The organism is Schauerella aestuarii (genome assembly GCF_009866805.1).
Classification (GTDB): Bacteria; Pseudomonadota; Gammaproteobacteria; order Burkholderiales; family Burkholderiaceae_B; genus Schauerella; species Schauerella aestuarii.
The window spans coordinates 674236-694145 of the sequence record NZ_SIZW01000041.1 but is presented as its reverse complement, the minus strand read 5'-3'; the positions used below and the strand labels follow the sequence as shown (position 1 = coordinate 694145).

Genomic DNA, 19910 nt, shown 5'->3' with positions numbered 1-19910 from the left:
CGGCATGATGGAGATTAGTGGACGCCGTGCGCGAATGCGCGCGGCATGGATATTTCAAAGATCGTCCCGGCGGCGGGGGATGACGTTGCCGTCACATCACCGCCGTGGGCTACTGCAAACTTCTTGACGATGAACAAGCCGAGCCCGAGACCGCGGTGCCCAGTGTTTTCGTTCTCTCCCGAGCGGAAAAGTTCGAATACGTGAGGCAACTGCCCGGTTGGAATCGACCCGCCATTTTGCACGCTGACCGTAATACGCTCAGGTGCCGACCCGTCGACCCGCAATCGTATCGGCGCATCCGGCGTACCGTGCTGCATGGCATTGCCGACAAGATTGGAGATCATTTGCGAGAACCGGTCGACATCGACCTCTCCCTGCACATCGCCAGCCTGTTCGAATTCTATACGGGCCGTACCGTCACCGGCCGCCTCCATTTCGTCCACGATTGCGCCGCAGAGTTCCGCGTAATCGGCCGAACACACGTTCAAACGCAATCCCTGGGAGCGAATCCGGGCCAGATCCAGCAACTGCTCGACCATATTGCCCATGCGCCGCGTGGTCGTCTGAATGCGGCGCGCCGTACGCGTCACGCCAGGATCGCCGGACATTTTAAGCAACACTGCAGCGCCATTGGCCACCGATGACAGCGGATTGCGCAGATCGTGGCTCAGGACGGCAGTGAACATCTCATTCAGCTTGAGGGCCTGGGTCAACTCTTCGAGTTGCGCCGCCAACTGCTTTCTTTGGCGGTCCAACGCCACGAAAACGCCAACCTTGCTTTGCAAGACGCCGGCATCGATAGGCTTGTAGAGAAAATCGACCGCCCCGGCACCGTAGCCCTTGAAGAATTTTTCAGGCTCGCGCGCGGCGGCCGTCAGGAAAATCAGCGGGATGGCGCGGGTGCGCTCGCTGCCGCGAATCAGCGACGCCAACTCGAAGCCGTCCATATTGGGCATCTGCACGTCGAGCAATGCCAGCGCCACGTCGTGCACCAGCAGCAGCTCGAGCGCCGCTATGCCGGAAGTCGCCTTCAGCACCGTTACGTCGGGGCCGGCGATCAACGCTTCGATCGCCGTCAGATTCTGCTCGACGTCATCGACGACCAGAACATTCACATTTGTTGCCACGCTTTCCTTTTCCATTTCTTATCGGGTACGACTCGCGAGGCGCGACAGATTTGTCGCCAAACGACTTAATTCTAATATCTCATCCGCGCCAGCAAGATCGATCGCCGCGCGCGGCATGGTGGCCGATCGCGCGGTGTCGGGATCCTGCACCCAGGCGCGGCCGCCTTGCGCGCGGATACTGCGCAAACCGGCGGCACCATCGGCGCTGGCGCCGGTAAGCACAATGCCCAGCATGCGGCTGCCATAGGTGTCCGCAGCCGATTCAAACAACATATCGATCGACGGCCTTGAATAATGCACCGCCGCATCCACCGATAATGCAAACGTGCCATCGGGCTCAACCAAAAGATGATAATCAGCCGGCGCGAAATATACCTTCCCCGCTGCAACGACATCCTTATCGCCCGCCTCGACCACCGGCAAATGACACCGATCGGCAAACAATCCCGGCATCGGATTCGGACGGCCCGGCGGTATATGCAATACGACTGCGATCGCCAACGGAAATTCCGCCGGCAGCGCTTGCAGCAGCACACTCAACGCTTCGACGCCCCCCGCGGATGCGCCCACTGCAACGAATTCGATATCAGACGGCATATCTTGAATGCATGGGAAACGGCGGCTCGATCACAAACGTTGATAGATTTTTTCGCTGGATGACACTTCAGAAAATTGGTCTGCCTGCGCGGTAAATCGCAGGCTTTCCTTGGAGCCCAATCCCAGAAATCCCCGGTGCACGAGCGCCTCATGGAACAAATGGGCCGCGCGATCCTGCAACGCGCGATTGAAGTAAATCAGCACGTTGCGGCAGGAGACGAGATGGACTTCCGAAAACACACTATCCGTGGCCAGACTGTGGTCTGCAAACACCACATGCTGCCTCAGATTGCGTCCGAATATAGCATTATGGGCATTTGCAGTGTAATAGTCGGCCAACGAACCGGTACCGCCGGCGCGCATGTAGTTGCGGCTGAACTGCGCAATACGGTCCAGATCGTAAATGCCGGTTTCGGCAATTTTGAGTGAATCGGAGTTAATGTCGGTCGCATATATCAACGTGCGATCCAATAATCCTTCCTCGGCCAGCAATATCGCCAGCGACCACACTTCCTCGCCGGTGCTGCATCCCGCCACCCATACTTTCACCGACGCGTAGGTCCGTAAAACCGGCACAACCTCGCGGCGCAGCGCCAGGAAATACTCCGGGTCGCGGAACATTTCACTGACCTGGACCGTGAAATATTGCAGCATCTGCGCGAATACCGCCGGGTCGTGCAGGATTTTATGTTGCAGCGCCGAGACCGTCGCACATTCAAACCGTTCCATCGCGTGCCGTACCCGGCGGCGCATCGACGCCACCGAATAATCGCGAAAATCGTGCTGATAACGCAGATATACCCCCTCCAGCAATAGGCGGAGCTCGATATCGAAGAGGGTTTTGGGCGGCATTTACTTGGACATCCACACGCGGCACAGGGACACCAGCTTATCGACGTCGATCGGCTTGGCGATGTAATCGTTGGCGCCCGCGTCCAGGCAGTTGCGCCGGTCATCGGCCATGGCCTTGGCGGTCAGTGCGATGATGGGCAGTTGCTCGAAACGCCGGTCGCGACGGATATGGCGCATGGCCGTCAGGCCGTCCATCTCGGGCATCATCAGATCCATCAGCACCAGGTCGGCCTCGCCGTTGCCCTGCAGATATTCGACTGCTTCGCGACCGTTGCGGGTGATCACCAACTGTGCGCCCAACGGCTCCAGGATTCGCGACAGGGCAAAGATATTGCGCACATCGTCTTCGGCCAGCAGAATCTTGCGGCCCTCGAATACCGTATCGCGTTGCCGCGCCTGCAGCAGCAATTTCTGCTGGTCGGGCGGCAGCGTGGCTTCGACACGATGCAGGAAGAGGCTGACCTCGTCCAGCAACCGCTCGGGCGACTTCGCCCCCTTGATGATGATCGAACGCGAATAGCGGCGCAGGCGCTGCTCTTCGTCGCGGCTCAGTGCCCGGCCGGTGTAGACGATCACCGGCGGAAACGCATATTTTCCGCCGCTGGCCATTTGCTCGAGCAACTCGTACCCGGACGCATCCGGCAGCATCAGATCCATGACCACGCAATCGAACGAGCGCTCAGACACCTGCTTCAGCGCCTCCGCACCCGTCGCCGCGCCGACGATCTCCACATCCTCGGCCTTCAGCAACAAGGTGATGTTTTCACGCAGCGTCTCGTCGTCCTCGACCACCAGTACGCGCCTGGGACCCGATTTAAGCTTTTCCTCGACTTTGGCGAACGCCTGCATCAGCTCGTCGCGGGCCACGGGTTTGAGTGCATAGCCGATCGCACCCAGTTCGAGCGCCGTCTGCGTGTGATCCTCGACCGACAGCATATGGATAGGAATATGCCGCGTTTCCGGATCGCGCTTGAGCTGATCCAGAATGCTCAACCCGGATTGATCGGGAAGATTGACGTCGAGCAGGATACCGGCAGGCACCAGTTCGCGCGCCAGCTTCATCGCTTCGTCGCCGGAAATGGCGTGTACGAAGTCGAAATTGAGATCCCGCGCCAGATCGCGGATCACGGCTGCAAAACGCTCGTCGTCTTCGATCAGCAAAATCAGGCGCTCGCGCCGCATATTGGCACCGGCAGCCCGTTGCGTCGCGGTGTGGGCCAGCTCGGCGACGGTGGGCGGCGCGGCCTCAGGCTGCACCGAAAACGCGCCAGCGAACGAACCTGCATTGCCGCGTGCGCTCGAGGTGGACGCAAGATTGCCGTTCGCATGCGCAGCACCGGCGGCGCCGTCGCGGCGCGTTTGTGCACCATCGGCTGGGCGCAACATCGGTTCGAGTGAGGCCATCGCTGCCCCACGGATCGCACTGTTGGCCGTGTCGGCACCGCTCGCGCGATCGCCTTGAGCGTCATCCGTCTCAGATGCTGCGGTTTCAAGTTCGACCGCGACCTGGACCGTGAACACACTGCCCTCACCAGCGGTGCTCTGAACGGCGATATCGCCGCCCAGACGACGCGCCAGTTCGCGCGAAATCGACAGCCCCAGGCCAGTGCCGCCATATTTGCGGCTGGTCGTGCCGTCCGCCTGCCGAAATGCTTCGAAGATCACGTGCTGCTGGGCGTCGGGGATGCCGATGCCCGAGTCACGCACGGCAAATGCGACTTTGCCCGCCGCGCCCTGCTTCACCCGCAAGCGCACACTGCCCTGCTCCGTGAATTTGAAGGCGTTTGAGAGCAGGTTTTTCAGAATCTGCTGCAGGCGCTGCCGATCGGTCACGAGCGAGGTGGGCGCATCGTCGTCGATCTCGATCGTGAATGCCAGCCCGCGGTCGGCCGCGATCGGCGCAAATTGCTGCCGCATCGGCTCGAGCAATCCCACCATCGACATCGGCTCGGCGTCGATATCCACATGGCCTGCCTCGATCTTGGACAGATCCAGGATATCGTTGATGAGCGTCAACAGATCGTTATTCGAGGCATGGATGGTTTGCGCATATTCGCGCACTTGCTCCACGCTCAATGTGGACTTTGCATCGGACAGGATCTGCGACAGGATCAACGAACTGTTCAACGGCGTGCGCAGCTCATGCGACATATTCGCCAGAAACTCCGACTTGTATTGATTGGCACGCGTCAACTCCTGCGCGTTGACCTGCAGCGTGCGCTGCGCGGCCAGCAGATCCTGCTTCTGCCGGTCGAGTCGTTGCGTGTGCTCCTCGAGCTGCACATTGGTCTGCTCAAGTTCGGCATGCTGATTTTCCAGGCGGGCCTGCGACTCGCGCAATGCCCGGCCCTGCTCCTCCAGCTCTTCGTTGGAGACGCGCAGCTCTTCCTGCTGCACCTGCAGCTCTTCGCTCTGGCGTTGGGTTTGCTCCAGGAGCGCCTTGAGATGTTCGCGATACGCGGCGGCGCGAATGGCCACGCCGACCGTTTCGCCGACCAGTTCCAGAAACTCGCGCTTGTCTTCCAGACGGGCGTCGCGCTGCACGAAGCCCAACTCGATCACACCCAAGGGCCGCTTGTCGACCGTGATGGGCACCACCACCAGATGACGGGGCGCTGTCTCGCCCAGCATCGATTGCACCCGCACGTAGTGGTCCGGCAGATCGCGCACGATGATGGACTCACCGCTGCGGGCGACCTCGGCGGCCAGATGGCTGCCCGAACTTCCCTGCCCGGCGGCAACCGCCTCGGCGTCGATCCCGAACGTGCCGGCGGGCACCAAAGCGCCGCGTTCCAGCCGCTGCATGATGCCAATCTGGGCATTGAGGTAGCGCGCCAACGTGGACAGCACGGCGCGGCCGGCGGTATCCACATCGGGCTCGCCCAGCAGACTCATGCCCACTTGCGTTTGCCCCGACTGCAGCCACAACAACCGGCGCGCCTGCTTGCGCTCGCCGATCACGCGCTCGGCCAGCCAGGCGACCACTAGAATCGCCACCGATCCCGCTGCCCGATTCAAGAGCGGCAGGTTGCCGCCAATGCCGTCGGGTTTGATCGTGTATCCCAGAGCGATCAGTGCAATGATCGCCATCGCCGTCAATACGGGCAGGCCGCGACGCGATTGCAGCACCGTCAGCACCAACGGAACGAGATAGAACACCCAGACGGCAACGCCTAAGGTCGTCACGCAATCGACGGCAAAAACGACGCCGCAAAAAACGAGGATCAGTACATTGACCGCGGTATTTTCTTTGTTATTTGGTGCCTGCATGGTTCACGATGTGAGAGGTTGGCCGGATATCGAGGGCGTGGGAAACCGCCGCGAGTTTACTTCCGGACTGCTCATTATCGGAAACCTCATTGCCCTCGGGGGCTTGCGCCTGCGCGGCCTGCGCCGCCGGCCCATGCTGCCGGATCAGGTTATAGGCCGTATTTACGAGCCCGATATGCGAAAAGCCCTGCGGAAAATTACCCACCAGGCGACGGCGCACGGTGTCGTACTCCTCCGACATCAGACCCAGGTCGTTACGCAATGACAGCAACTTCTCGAAAAGCTTGCACGCTTCATCTCGGCGGCCAAGCATCACGTAGGCATCCGCCAACCAGAAGCTGCACGCCAGGAAGGCGCCCTCCTGCCCGCGCAATCCATCATCGACTTCAGTGGTGTCGTAGCGCAGCAGCAGCCCGTTGTGCATCAGGCGCTGTTCGACCGCTCTGACGGTACCGATCACCCGCGGATCGTCGGGAGGAAGAAATCCGCTGATCGGGATCATCAACAGGCTGGCATCCAGCGCCTTGCCACCGTAATACTGCACGAAGGTGCCGCTGTTCTCGTCGAAGCCGTTGGCACAGATATCGGCATGGATGGTGTCGCGCAATGTGGCCCATCGCGCCACCGGGCCGGACAGTTTGAAATGCTCGGCCGACTTGACCGCCCGATCGAACGCCAGCCAGCACATCAACCGTGAAAATGTGAAATGCCGGGATGCACCGCGCACTTCCCAGATGCCGTTGTCTTCTTGCTGCCAGATCGTTTCAAGCTTGGCCAGCAATACCTTCTGCAGGCGCCACGATTCGGCAACGGGCGACAACTCCGCCTCGCGTGCAACATGGAGCGTTCCGATCAGCTCGCCATACACATCCAGCTGCAGCTGACCGGCCGCCTCGTTGCCGATACGCACGGGCTTGCTGTTTTCATACCCCGCAAGCCAGGGCACCTCGTGCTCGGGAAGCCAGCGCTCGCCCGAAATGCCGTACATGATGTGCAATTGATCGGGATGACCCGATGCCGCGCGCAGCAGCCACTGCTGCCATGCCTCCGCCTCTTCGCGATAGCCGGCGTTCAGCAGCGCATAGAGGGTGAGCGCCGAATCTCGCAGCCAGCAAAAGCGGTAATCCCAGTTGCGGTTGCCACCGATCGCCTCGGGTAGTGATGTGGTCGGCGCTGCGACGATGCCGCCCGTGGGTTGAAACGTCAGCAGTTTCAGCGTGATCAACGACCGCACCACCGCCTCGCGCCAGACCTTGTTATCCGTCTCGCACACACAGCGATTGCTCCACTCGCGCCACCAACCGATCGTGCGCTGCAGGCTTTCGTTGCGGTCGGGCACGAAGTGCGGGATCTGGTGCGACCGGTGATAAGAGAGCGTGAACGGCACCGTTTGCCCCGCTGCCACCGAGAAGCTGGCATGGGTTTTCATATCGCGGCCCACCAGGGGCACGCTGGTGTGCAACTCTACCGCGTCCGGTCCCGAAATCGCGCTCAACCCGTAATCGCGGCGGCGCACCCACGGCACGACTTGCCCGTAATTGAACCGCAGCGCCAGTTCCATCTGCATATCGACATGGCCATGCTCGGCGCGCACGATCCGCACCACGTCGACGTGCCCTTCATCTTCCGAAAGCGGCATGAAGTCGATCAGTGTGACCGCGCCGGTCGCCGTTTCGAAACGCGTCTCCAGCACGGCGGTGCCCGGTACGTAATGACGTGTGACCTTCGCGCGGCGATCCTTGGGACCGATGCGCCAATGCCCGTTTTCCTGATTGCCCAGCAACGATGCGAAGCAAGCCGGCGAGTTGAAATGCGGCAGACACAGCCAGTCGATGGATCCCTCGCGCGAAACGAGCGCGGCCGACAGCATATTGCCGATAACACCATAATGTTCGAGCGGGAGAGACATGACTCACGGTTCCTTTATCAACCTGCGCCGCGAAAGCCGGGATACAGGGTCATACCGCCATCGACGAACAAGGTCGTGCCGGTGACGTAATCGGAATCGTCGCTGGCGAGCCAGCGGACGGCGCGGCCGACGTCTTCAGGCTCGCCGATACGCCCATAGGGAATGAGCTTGACCAGTTCCGCCAGCTTTTCCTTCGAATCCCAGGCTTCCTTGTTGATCTTGGTGCGAATGGCGCCCGGGGCAATACTGTTGACACGAATCTTGTACGGTGCGACTTCCTGCGCCAGGGATTTCATCAGCAACATGACGCCGCCCTTCGATGCAGCATAGTTCGTTTGGAACGCCCACGGTATGACTTCATGCACCGAACTGATGAAGACGATGTTCCCCACCGCGCGCACATCCCCGTTATCGGGCTTGCGCGTCTTGAAGTGGCGCACGGCGGCGCGCGCGCATAAAAATTGACCGGTCAGGTTGACGTCCATGACCGCGTTCCAATCGGCCAGCGTCATCTGGTCGAAGTCGGCTGGCTTTTCGATGCCGGCATTATTGACCAGGATATCGAGCTTGCCGAAACGTTCGATCGTCTGCGCAAACAGCGTTTCGATCTGCGCTTCGTCGCTGACGTCGGCCGGCATGGCAACCGCACTGCCGCCCTGCTCCGCGATTGCGGCGACCTGCTTTTCTGCTGCCTCCCGCGACGAGTCGCGCGGGCGGTGATTGATCACCACCGTGGCACCGGCTTGCGCCAACGCCATGGCACTGGCTGCGCCAATTCCGGCGCCACCGCCCGTCACGATCGCAATGCGTCCATCGAGCCCCTGTTGATCCATACAGACCTCCGTCGTTGCACAGTAAAACGGGCCTGCATGAGCGGCCCTAGACGTGGGCACTCAGCACACGCTGTGCCGAACCCATATCCTGCCAAGCCTCGGCGTGACACGTAAACATCAGAATCTGATGCCGCGTGGCCGCATCGAACAGGGCCCGCTTCATCAGCGGTCGGCGCGCGTCATCCGTATGCACGAGCGCGTCGTCCAGCACCAATAAGGTCGGCCGTCCGGCTTCAGCCAACAAATCGGCGTAGGCCAGCCGCGCCAGAATGCCCAATTGCTCTTGGGTGCCGAAGCTCAGGCTGCGCAAGGCGTCGCTGGCCTCTCCCCGTACGAGGGTCGCCGGCATGAGTTGATCGTCCAGCCGAATGGCCGCGCCCGGCGACCACAAGCCCAGATAATGATTGAGCCGGCGCGCGAGCGGTGCCTGCAGCCGCAGCGTTGCCGCTTCGCGCTGCGCGCCCAGCAGCTCGCTCAGCAGATCGAGTGCACGGGCGCGGCGGGCGAGCTCATCACGGCGACGCGCCAGGCGCTCGACCTCCGCAGTGGCGGCAGCGAGCGCCTCACCCACGCCTTGCGCACCGGCTTGCTCCAGACGTCCTTGCAATTGCAAGATGCGCTCGCGCTGTGCGTCGTGCTCCTCGCGGGCGATGCGCGCCGACTGCTCGAAACGGCGCAGATCTTGAGCCAGCAGGTCGGGCTGGCGCGCGGCGAGCTCGGCTTGTGCACGGGCCACCTGCTGCGTGGCCGCCTGCCATTGCGCATCGGCTTCCCTTGCAAGTACGGCATCCTGTTCGCGCTCACGCACGCGGTCCGGGTGGTCGAGCGCATCGCAGGCGGCGCGCCATTGGCGGCTCGCCCACTCGGCGCGGGACACTGCGGATTCGACAGTGCCCGCCGCACGCGCGGCGGCTTGCCGTGCGGCATCGAGCTGCTTCTCGGCAGCGTCGCTGCGCGCCAGCAAGGTGGCGTCATCGGCGTCGGCGGCGGCGGCGGCGGCGGAATCATGCACACCGGTCGACGCCGGCGACACCGCGTCTCCAAACGCCAGCGCCCCATTAGATGCACTCGCCGGGATTGCCGCCGTGCGATCGGCGCCGATCGCCGACCATTGCCGGTCGTGCTCGGCTTGCGCCGCTTTTGCCACAGCCAGATCGTGTGCCAACGCGTCGATCCCATTGGGCGCATGAATGGCGAGCGCGCGTCGCGCAAGCGCGATATCCTGCGTGCGGCTCGATTGCCGCAGCCAGGCCGCCTGGGCCGCTGCGGCACTATCGACGCCCATGCGATCGAACAGCGCTTGACGGCGGCGCTGCGCATCGCTGACCTTGCCGCGCAAGGCGTCAAGATCGGCGCCCCCGGGCACGATATGAAAAACGCCCACGCCGTCGACGGCGATATCGGTTGCCGATGCGACGGCATACTCACCCTCGCCCGAGACGCCTGCGCCCCCGATCGTGACCGGCGCGCCATCCTGCAAACGGTAGGTGACTTTGGGCGCAAGCGCGCCCATCTGCGCCGCCCACGTCGAGAGGGATTGCTCGATCGTTTGCACCGCGTCGATATCGGCTTGCGTGATCGCGGCGCCAGCCGTTTCGGCTTGCAATGCCGTCAGTTGCGCATGCAACACGGCGGCTTGACGATGCTGCGCCGTTACCTGCGCCGTCAATGCGCTTGCACGCTCGCGTCGCGCGAGCAACTCACGCCTCGCCGCACGCTGGTGCACGGCATCACGCTCGGCACGCGCAAGCGATGCGGCCTCCGCGGCTTGTCTCTGGGCCGCATCGGCCTGCGCCGCGGCTTGACGCACGCCTTCGATAGCCGCAGCGGCGTCGTCGCTTTGCACTCGCAACGCGTCGCGCTCGGCGTGGTCGCGACGATCGCGTTGCATGCGTTCCTGCACCAGCGCCTGCCGCTGCCGGAGGGTTTCGGTATCGCGCACCAGCGCCTCGACGTGCTGCTTCAGTGTTTCGGTTTGCGCCAGTTGCTCGCGCGCGGCGGCCGCCTGCTGTTCGAATTGCCCCCAGGGTTGCGCGGCGGCCCGGCGGGCCTGGCTCTGCCGCAATTGCGCCAACTGATCGACATCGCGATCCAGCGCGGCGCGATCCTGCTGCAGTTGCGTCACGCGCAAGCCCGCCTGCTCCCATTGCTCCTCGGCTTCGCGATAGAGCCCCTTGGGTCGGCCAGTGCGCGCGTCGCGCAGGGCACCGCGCGCGGCCGCGACGGCGTCGAACAACCGATCGCCATCGCTGGCCGTCAATTCGCCTGAGATGCGCGTAAGCGCATCCCGCAAATGCTGACCCGCATAGGCCGCCACATCGGTAATCGACTGGCTGCTGCCTTGCTGTATCCACAGTAATCCCGGGATGCCACCGTGCTCGGATTTGCTTTGACCCTTGAGCGGCAGTTCGTATCCCAGCAACTGCGCCAATGCATCTTCGGCCGCCTCCCCCTCGAGACGGCGTTCGCCATCGATCGTCAATTCGCAACGCGCGCGATTGAGAAACGTTTTGCGCAAGCGATAGGTCGAGCCCGCCTGCTCGAAATCGACATCGATGGACGGCCGCGGTTGCGCCATGCCCCAAGGTGCCAAATCGGACACCATCTTGGTTTTGAAGCGTTCGAGAAACGCGGCGCGCAACGCTGCTGCAACCGTGCTCTTGCCGGCCTCATTCGGGCCCACAAAAATATTGAGGCCATCGGTAAGCCCGTCGAGCACCAGGGGCGTGCGAAACTGCCGGAATTCTTCCAATGCCAGGCGCGTGATCTTCATGCCGGGCTCCCGGCTGCGCGCGTGGCTTCCTGCTGGAACTGCACCAACAGGCGCAAGGCATCGCGCGCGGTCTCGCCCTTTGCAGGGTCGCCCTCGGCCTGCATCGCCTGCAAGGCATTGGCCACGTCTGCCACATAGCCATCCAGACCGAGCGTGGAAAGATCATGCGCATCCGGCGCCAACACCACTTGCGTGGTATCGGCGCGCAACGCACGCACACGCGCATCGGCCTCGCCCAGCACGCCCTGCAGGCGTTCCCATGCCGCGAGCGTCAACGATCCGGACACCTCCAACCGCAACACATCGTCGCTGCCCAGTGGGGCAAGCCGTTGCGCCAGCGCGTCGATATCGGCATCGACCAGCAAGGGCGCCTGCCAGGATAGCCACCGATATCGCGCCACGCGCAGACGATCGACAACCGGCTCGGCGCCTGCCGCATCGATGCCGACAATCAGTACATCGCCAGGATCGTTGCCGCGAAACCGCTCGGGCTCGGGCGTGCCGCTATACCAGGTGCGGCCGTCCAGACGCAGACAGCCGTGCCAGTCGCCGAGCGCCAGGTAATCCAACCGGGCGGTGACTGCGCGATCCGCGGCAATGGGATTGGCCGAGTCGATGCCCTCATCCAGCTTGCCGGTCACACTGCCATGCGCCAGACCGATGCGCAGCACGCCGGCCGGCGTATCGAGCCGATCGAACGTAGCGGTCACATCGTCGTAGGTGTGGCGTTGCGTGAGCGGTGCCGCGAGTACTGCCATCGTGTCGCTGACGCGCACCACGCCCGGCTCAAGCGCGAGATGCACGTTGGCCGGCACGCATCCGAGCGCCTGGGCCCGCGTCCAGACGCTTTCGGCCAGTGCCGCGTCGTGGTTACCCGGAATCATCACCCACGGGCCGGCGTAAGCGGCAAGCGCCGCGAACAGACGGCGGATGGTGCGGTCCGACACCGCTTGCGTATCGAACACATCGCCGGCAACCAGCACCGCATCGACGCCGCGCGCCTGGGCCAGACGGGCAATGCCCGCAACGGTATCGAATCGCGCCTCGGCCAATAGCGCGCCGGACTCGACATCGAATTGACCGTACTGGCGGCCGATCTGCCAATCGGCCGTATGAATAAAGGTTGCCACGTGCGTCCTGCCTATCGTTCGTATGGACACGATCATACGTTTTTGCGATGACCGTGCAAGCCGTAGATCTACGTCTATCGCTGACTCATGGCGGTGTGGCAAAGTGCCTACCTGTCCGATTTCGGCACACGGCCGATTACACCGGGCACGCCAGTTGCCCCTTCACTCGCTTGCCCTACCGAGAGACTGCCTTGATCACGCTTATGAACGCTCGCTGTATTGCCCTGAGCCTGGGCGCGGCCATCTGCCTGACGGCCACCGTTCACGCGGCAGCGCCTGCCGCGGCCGACGCGGCCTTTCTGAAAGAAGCGGCCCTGGACGGTCAGTTCGACATTCAATCGAGCCGGTTGGCAGAACGGTTGGGCCAAAATGAGGTCGTCAAAAAGTACGCCGCGCAGATGGTGGATGACAATCGGCGGATCGAGAACGCCTTGAAAAAGCTGGCGATGGACAAGAAAGTCGATCTCCCCGTGGGTCCGGGCGATGCACACCATGCCGCATTGAAAAAACTTTCGGCTCAGAAAGGCGATGCCTTCGATCGCGCCTATATGGAGCAGGCTGGTCCAAAACGCCAGGCGGCTTCGCTGAAGCAGTTTCAACAGGCTGCAGCAAACGCCAAAGACAAAGACGTACGCGCCTTCGCACAAGAGATGGTGCCGGTGCTCACTGACCACCACACGCGTGCGGTGGAAACCGCCGCCGCACTCAAGAAGTAGCCGCAGAGGCGGACGCGCAGGTCGGGCTCAATCCATCCCCATGAAACCGCCGGTTTGATGACGCCACAGGCGCGAATACAGGCCGCCGGCCGCAATCAACTCGGCATGTGTGCCCGACTCGACGATCCTGCCACGCTCCATGACGACCAGCCGATCCATCCGCGCAATCGTCGATAACCGGTGAGCGATCGCAATCACCGTCTTGCCGCGCATCAACACATCCAGGCTCTCCTGGATGGCCGCTTCCACTTCGGAATCGAGCGCCGACGTCGCCTCGTCGAGCACGAGAATCGGCGAATCCTTCAAAAGCATTCGGGCAATCGCCACGCGCTGCCGTTGTCCGCCGGAGAGCTTCACGCCGCGCTCCCCCACATGCGCATCCAGCCCGATCCGGCCTTCGCGATCGCCGAGCGCATTGATGAACGAGTCGGCCTTGGCCTGCGCCACGGCCTGCACGATCTCTTCTTCGGTCGCCTCGGGCCGGCCATACCGCAAGTTTTCGCGAATCGAGCGATGCAGCAGCGAGGTGTCCTGCGACACCACGCCGATCTGCGCACGCAAGCTTTCTTGCGTCACCTGTGAAATATCCTGACCGTCGATGGTGATACGCCCGCCCTCGACGTCGTACAGGCGCAGCAGCAGATTGACCAGAGTGGATTTGCCGGCGCCGGAGAGTCCGATCAAACCGATTTTTTCGCCCGCCGCGATGTGCAGATCGAGCTTGTCGATCAGGCCGGCACCTTTGCCGTAGTGAAAATCGACGCCGTCAAAGTCCAATGCGCCGGCCGTCACGCGCAATGGCGGCGCGTCGGGCACATCGACGATGGTGCGCGGACGCGAGATCGTGTTGATCCCGTCCTGCACATTGCCGACGTTCTCGAAAATGCCGTTGACCACCCACATGATCCAGCCCGACATATTGTTGATCTGGATTGCGAGACCCACGGCCAGCGTGATTGCCCCCACCGAGATGCGCCCGATCGACCACAGCCACAATGCCAGTCCGGCGGTGCCCACGATCAGCACGCCGTTGAGCAACATGATGCAGAAGTCCATGGCCGTGATCACGCGCGCAGCATATTGGGCGCTGCCGGTTTCTTCTGCCAGGGCCTCGCGCGCATAGCGTTCTTCGCCCGCGTTGTGCCCGAACAATTTCAGTGTGGTGATGTTGGTGTAGCCGTCGACGATGCGCCCCATCAGTTTGGCACGCGCTTCCGCAGCCACTGCCGAACGCGCCTTCACGCGCGGAATGAATACCCGCAACACGACCGCATAGCCGACGATCCAGATGATCAGCGGCACGGTGAGGCGCCAGTCGGCCTGCGCAAACAGAATCAAGGCACTACCGGCATAGATGAACACATGCCACAACGCATCGACCGCTTGAACGGCGGAATCGCGCAATGCATTGCCGGTCTGCAGAATGCGCTGCGCAATGCGGCCCGCAAAATCGTTGTGAAAAAATCCGATGCTTTGCTTGAGCACGTAGCGATGCGTTTGCCAGCGAATCAAAGTGGTCAGATTGGGATTGACCGTCTGGTGCACCAGCAAATCGTGCAGCCCGATGAATAGCGGCCGCACGATCAATGCCACCGCCGCCATCAGCAGCAACGTGGTGCCGTGCGTCGAAAAGAACTCACCAGGCGGCGTGGACTGGGCCAAGTCGACGATATTGCCCACGTAGCGAAACAGCGCCACTTCGATCAGTGCGGCCACCAAGCCTACGGCGAGCAAGACGAACAATACCGGCCACACCTGAACCAGATAATAGATATAAAACTTGGCGACGCGCGCCGGAGGCGTGGCGTCGCTGGCAGGTTGAAACGGATCGATCAGCCGCTCGAACCGCGCAAAAATACCCCGAGTCGATTTTTGGGACATGACGCCTTAAACCGGACTCGATACGTGGGCAGGCTCGACGGTCAACCTTACGGACAAGGTGTGCGCTTCGCCCGGCTGAAGCGTGAGCAGGTCGGCAGCGGCACGCGCGGTTTCGATGCACAGCATGCCGCGCCACTCGTCGTCATCGAACTGCGTCAGGCGCCGCGCCTTGTCGATCCAGGGATTCCAGACGATGGCGGACGCCGAACCCTGCGTATGAATGTGAATCGTCCGCTGCCAGCCGGGATCGTGAATCACGGCATGCCCCGCGAAGCCCTGATAGATTCGATCGGTCTCACCGGTAAAGCGGATCGCGCCGGCTTGCGGCTTCTCGCGCCAGTCGTCAAGCGTGTCGATGTAGTGCGTACCGTCGAACCCATCGACCGACACCGCATGCACATCGCTCGCCGCGAAGTACGTATGCAGCGCCTGCGTCATGGATAACGGCGCCGTGCCACGATTCAACGTCGTGAGCGACAGCGTGACCGCCGTGTCGAAACGCATCGTGAGTGCGGCACGCGCACTGTGCCGCCAGCCGTCCAGACCTTCGGGCAAGTCGAGCGTAAATACCAACGTGGCACCCTCGGCATCGGTGCTTTGCGAGGTCAGCGTCCACAGCAAGGTTCGGGCAACCCCGTGCTTCGGAGGATCGTCCATATCGGCGGCCTCGGCGCGTACGGCGTGCGGATTGCGCGCCAGATCGCCAAACCAGGGCCAGCACACCGGCACGCCCCCGCGCGGGCTCTCTCCCAGCCGGAATTCGGCCTGCTCGCTCAGCCACACCAGAGGCGGCTGATCGGTGGGGCGGTAACGCAACAAATGCGCGCCCTGCTCAGAAACGCACGCTTCGCCGTGCGGCGTGCGCACACGCCAGCACACGAGTTCGTCGAGCATGATGCGGTCGATCGTGCAAAGGGAAGTGTCGGTCATCGTGTCTTGGACGTAGGAAAAGCGTGACGTACGGTGGACGCGCTGGCCCGTCAGCCGCGCCCAGACCGGTTATCGGTCTTCGGTGCAGCAGGCGTCTGGTTGCCTGGATCGCGCGCGGTATCGGGGTCGACCCCTGGCGGAATATTAAACCCCGAATCCCGATCGGTGTCGGTGCTTTCGGGCGGCGGCTTCGGTGTCTTGGGCGGTGGGGGATCGGTGCGAGACGCATCGTTCGGTTGCTGATTGCGCGGCAGACTCATGGCATGCTCCAGAGGCGGCAGACAATGACGATCGGCGGCCTCGCGCCGCCGATGACGAGACTATCGCACCCGCCGATCCAGCAAGACGCATGCCGCCATGCACCCGTTTCTGCGGTAGCCAGGCGCCGCCGGCGCCTCCCGCCGAAGCGATGTCAAAGCGAGGTGCGCAGCGTCCAGATTTCGGGAAACAGCACCACGTCGAGCATCTTGCGCAGGTAGCTTACACCGCCCGTGCCGCCGGTGCCGCGCTTGAATCCGATCACCCGCTCCACGGTGGTGACGTGACGGAACCGCCATTGACGAAAGGCGTCTTCCAGATCGGTGAGCTTTTCGCCCAGTTGGTACAGATCCCAATAACGCTCCGAATCGCGATACACGGTCAGCCACGCCAATTCGACGCCGGGATCCGCCCGATACGGTTGCGTCCAATCCCGCTGCGTGGCGGTGGCCGGCACCGGGATGCCGTGACGCGCCAACAGCCGCAGCGATTCGTCATACAACGACGGCGCCTCGAAAGCCGCCTGCACCTGCGCCTGCAGATCCGGCCGGTGCGCATGGGGCTTGAGCATGGCCGCATTTTTGTTGCCCAGCAAAAATTCGATCTGGCGATACTGGAAACTCTGGAATCCGCTGGATCGTGCCAGATAGGGCCGCAGCGCCGAATACTCGGGCGGCGTCATGGTGGCCAGTACATCCCACGCATGCACCAGTTGATCCATGATGCGGCTCACGCGCGCGAGCATCTTGAATGCCGGTGCCAGACGGTCGTTCGCGACGTTGTCGATTGCGGCGCGCAGCTCGTGCAACATCAGCTTCATCCACAATTCGCTGGTCTGATGCTGCACGATGAAGAGCATTTCATTGTGCTCGGGCGACAACGGATGCTGCGCGGTAAGCAGCGCATCCAGATGCAGATAGTCGCCGTAGGTCATGTCGCGCGAGAAATCGAGCTGCGCGCGTTCTTCGCGGACGATATCCGCAGGCGTTTGGGGTTCGGTCATTGCGCTCTCCGGGTTGCTCACGTTACTGCCGCGCGTTGCGCAAAGCGCGCTTCGCGCCATTCTCCACCCTCAAGCACCTGGCGCAGTTGTTCCACCGCTCGCCACACATCCACATAGCTCGTATACAGCGGCGTAAAGCCGAAACGCAAGATATCGGGCGCCCGGAAGTCGCCGATCACCCCCCGCGCGATCAGTGCCTGCACGATGGCGTAGGCGCCGTCCGGCAGACTGAAGCACACCTGACTGCCCCGCTGATCGCCCTCGCGCGGACTGGCCAGCTCGAGGTTGTGACCCGCGCAGCGCGATTCGACCAGCTCGATGAACAGTTGCGTCAGCGCCAACGATTTCTCGCGCAGCGCCGGCATGCCGCCCAAAGGCTCGGCCGCCAGCACGCTGTCCACCCCGCACTCAAGCGCCGAGAGCGACAACAGCGGTGGCGTGCCGCACAGAAAGCGATTGATGCCCGGCGCCGGCGCATAGCCGGTGGTGAAGGCAAACGGCGCAGCGTGTCCCATCCATCCCGACAGCGGCTGCGTGGCGGCCTCGGCGTGACGACGATGCACCCACACGAACGCGGGCGCGCCCGGGCCGCCATTCAGATACTTGTAGCCGCACCCAATGGCGAAATCGGCGTCGGCGCCATTCAAATCCACCGGCACGGCACCGGCCGAGTGGGCCAGGTCCCAGATAGTGAGCGCGCCGGCGCGATGGGCGGCCGCCGTGATGCCCGCCATATCGTGCATCCGGCCGGTACGATAGTTGACGTGCGTGAGCAGCAGCACGGCCACGGAATCGTCGAGCGTGCCCAGGATGTCGTCCGGCTCGATCAGATCGAGCGTGAAACCTTGTTCGCGCGCCAGCGATTCGGCGATGTACAAATCGGTTGGAAAGTTGCTGCGCTCGCTCACGATGCGCTTGCCGCCGCGCCCCGCCTGCTTGGCCAGCGCACATGCGGCCGACAGTGCTTTATAGAGATTGACCGAGGTGGAGTCGGCGACGATCAGTTCGCCGTCCGCAGCGCCGACCAATCGTGCAATCTTGTTGCCCACGCGCTGCGGCAGATCGATCCAGCCCGCGGTGTTCCAGCTGCGGATCAGGCCATCACCCCACTCCTGGGCGATGACGTCCTGCATGCGCGCCGCGGTGGCCCTGGGCAGCACGCCCAGCGAATTGCCATCCAAGTACACTTCATCGGGATTGAGCACGAAGTTGTCGCGCAGGCTGCGCAGCGGGTCTGCCGCGTCGCGCGCCGCACACGTTGACTCGTCGATCGTCATGACGTTTTTCCGGTAAAACAGGGCGGTCGATGCCGCGACGACGCCCTCAATTGATGAGCGGTGCGCGGTGCTCGACGCTTGGCGTCAAAGGCAGCCGCAGGCATACTTTAAGCTTAAATCATTTCGCGCAGGAATTGGATATGACAAGGCTCTGGGATATCTCCCCCCCCGTGCGTGCGGCATCGCCCGTGTTCCCGGGCGACACGCCGTTTTCCCAGCAGTGGAAATGGACCATCGGCCCGGAGTGTCCGGTCAATGTCAGCGAAATCCGTCTCTCGCCCCACGTGGGCGCGCATGCGGATGCGCCGCTGCACTACGACGCCGACGGGGCGCCCATCGGCGCCGTGGCGCTGGAGCCGTTCCTGGGCGTTTGCCGCGTCATTCACGCGATCGGCGTGCATCCCCTTATCGAGATCGCCCATTTGCAACATGCTGCAGCCGCGCTGCCGCCCCGCGTACTGGTACGCACCGAGCAGCGCGCCGCCGTCGATGCCTGGCGCGACCGCTTTGCCGCCTTTGCACCGGAAACGCTCGATTGGCTGGCGGAGCGCGGCGTGCGGCTGGTGGGCATCGACACCCCCAGCGTCGACCCGGGCACAAGCAAAACGCTGGATAGCCATCACCGTCTTCGCCGGCACGATATGCGGGTGCTGGAAAACCTGGTGCTCGACGCCGTGCCGGAGGGCGACTACGAGCTGATTGCCCTGCCCCTGGCCCTGGCCGACGCCGATGCCAGCCCCGTGCGCGCCGTGCTGCGCGCCCTGCGCTAGGGCGCGATGCGCATTCGCGACTAAGGTATAGTCGCCGCTGATGGACCTGCCAGTATTGAGGACAACGGCCGATGAGTTACGACCCCAACAATATCTTTGCAAAGATCCTGCGCGGCGAAGCGCCCTGCGTCAAGGTGTATGAGGACGACGTCACGCTCGCCTTCATGGACATCATGCCGCAAACGGATGGCCACGTGCTGATCATCCCGAAGGCCGCCGGCGCCACGTTGATGGATGTGCCGGCCGACGCCTTGCAGGCCACCATCCTGACCACGCAAAGGCTGGCCCGCGCGGTGAAAACCGCCATGCAGGCGCCCGGCATCTACGTCGCGCAGATGAATGGCGAAGCCGCAGGCCAGACGGTGCCGCACTGCCACTTTCACGTCATCCCGCGCCACCCCGGCCGCAGCTATCGCGATCACGCCACGACCATGGCCGACAGCGCCGTGCTCGAGGCCAACGCGCAGAAGATCCGCGCCGCGCTTGCCGAGTAACGTTCGATTTTGACGACGCGGCAGCCGCCGCGCAGCGCTACGTCGCCGCAGAAGCGATCGATGCCCCCCACCGGCCACCGCGACGCCCCC

At 63.0% G+C, this 19910-nt stretch carries 16 protein-coding genes; 3 read left to right on the top strand and 13 right to left on the bottom strand.

Annotation, left to right across the window (positions count from 1 at the left end; translation table 11 throughout):
* Window positions 1-14: 14 nt before the first annotated feature.
* From EYW45_RS14070 to EYW45_RS14035, 8 genes are read right to left on the bottom strand one after another with little or no spacing between them, the layout of a single operon-like run.
* Window positions 15-1127 carry a hybrid sensor histidine kinase/response regulator gene (locus tag EYW45_RS14070; RefSeq protein ID WP_161136012.1) on the bottom strand — a complete coding sequence of 371 codons (1113 nt, stop codon included), beginning with the start codon at window positions 1125-1127 and terminating at the stop codon, window positions 15-17.
* A gap of 18 nt (window positions 1128-1145) precedes the next feature.
* A complete protein-coding gene (locus EYW45_RS14065) occupies window positions 1146-1724 on the bottom strand; it encodes a chemotaxis protein CheB (protein WP_161136011.1) in 579 nt (192 codons plus the stop codon).
* Between the two features lie 30 nt (window positions 1725-1754).
* On the bottom strand, window positions 1755-2576 hold the full coding sequence (locus EYW45_RS14060) for a CheR family methyltransferase (protein WP_161136010.1): 822 nt from the start codon (window positions 2574-2576) through the stop codon (window positions 1755-1757).
* A complete protein-coding gene (locus tag EYW45_RS14055) occupies window positions 2577-5846 on the bottom strand; it encodes a response regulator (protein WP_161136009.1) in 3270 nt (1089 codons plus the stop codon). It lies immediately after the preceding gene.
* Entirely contained in the window at window positions 5830-7755 is a 1926-nt protein-coding gene (locus EYW45_RS14050) for a glycoside hydrolase family 15 protein (protein WP_161136008.1), read from the bottom strand. The genes EYW45_RS14055 and EYW45_RS14050 overlap by 17 nt, the downstream gene beginning before the upstream one ends.
* A 17-nt stretch (window positions 7756-7772) precedes the next feature.
* Window positions 7773-8588: a glucose 1-dehydrogenase gene (locus EYW45_RS14045; RefSeq protein WP_161136007.1), complete on the bottom strand. Its 816-nt coding sequence runs from the start codon at window positions 8586-8588 to the stop codon at window positions 7773-7775.
* A 46-nt stretch (window positions 8589-8634) separates the two neighbouring features.
* A complete protein-coding gene (locus tag EYW45_RS14040; RefSeq protein WP_161136006.1) occupies window positions 8635-11361 on the bottom strand; it encodes an AAA family ATPase in 2727 nt (908 codons plus the stop codon).
* Window positions 11358-12491, bottom strand: coding sequence for a metallophosphoesterase family protein (locus tag EYW45_RS14035; RefSeq protein ID WP_328703630.1), 1134 nt, complete (start codon window positions 12489-12491; stop codon window positions 11358-11360). The genes EYW45_RS14040 and EYW45_RS14035 overlap by 4 nt, the downstream gene beginning before the upstream one ends.
* A gap of 203 nt (window positions 12492-12694) precedes the next feature.
* Between EYW45_RS14035 and EYW45_RS14030 the strand changes: the two genes are divergently transcribed.
* Window positions 12695-13207, top strand: coding sequence for a DUF4142 domain-containing protein (locus EYW45_RS14030; RefSeq protein ID WP_161136004.1), 513 nt, complete (start codon window positions 12695-12697; stop codon window positions 13205-13207).
* Between the two features lie 27 nt (window positions 13208-13234).
* On the opposite strand, the gene EYW45_RS14025 is transcribed toward EYW45_RS14030, so the two are convergent.
* The 5 genes from EYW45_RS14025 to kynU form a co-directional block, all read right to left on the bottom strand.
* Window positions 13235-15088: an ABC transporter ATP-binding protein gene (locus tag EYW45_RS14025; RefSeq protein WP_161136003.1), complete on the bottom strand. Its 1854-nt coding sequence runs from the start codon at window positions 15086-15088 to the stop codon at window positions 13235-13237.
* A 6-nt stretch (window positions 15089-15094) separates the two neighbouring features.
* On the bottom strand, window positions 15095-16018 hold the full coding sequence (locus EYW45_RS14020; protein ID WP_161136002.1) for a D-hexose-6-phosphate mutarotase: 924 nt from the start codon (window positions 16016-16018) through the stop codon (window positions 15095-15097).
* Between the two features lie 50 nt (window positions 16019-16068).
* Window positions 16069-16278: a hypothetical protein gene (locus tag EYW45_RS14015; protein WP_161136001.1), complete on the bottom strand. Its 210-nt coding sequence runs from the start codon at window positions 16276-16278 to the stop codon at window positions 16069-16071.
* 152 nt (window positions 16279-16430) lie between these two features.
* On the bottom strand, window positions 16431-17279 hold the full coding sequence (kynA, locus tag EYW45_RS14010; protein ID WP_161136000.1) for a tryptophan 2,3-dioxygenase: 849 nt from the start codon (window positions 17277-17279) through the stop codon (window positions 16431-16433).
* 17 nt (window positions 17280-17296) lie between these two features.
* Window positions 17297-18556 carry a kynureninase gene (kynU, locus tag EYW45_RS14005; RefSeq protein ID WP_161135999.1) on the bottom strand — a complete coding sequence of 420 codons (1260 nt, stop codon included), beginning with the start codon at window positions 18554-18556 and terminating at the stop codon, window positions 17297-17299.
* Between the two features lie 140 nt (window positions 18557-18696).
* Between kynU and kynB the strand changes: the two genes are divergently transcribed.
* The gene (gene kynB / locus EYW45_RS14000; protein ID WP_161135998.1) at window positions 18697-19326 is read left to right on the top strand and encodes an arylformamidase; all 630 of its coding nucleotides are present in this window, start codon (window positions 18697-18699) and stop codon (window positions 19324-19326) included.
* 71 nt (window positions 19327-19397) lie between these two features.
* A complete protein-coding gene (locus EYW45_RS13995) occupies window positions 19398-19820 on the top strand; it encodes an HIT family protein (RefSeq protein ID WP_161135997.1) in 423 nt (140 codons plus the stop codon).
* Window positions 19821-19910 lie beyond the last annotated feature (90 nt).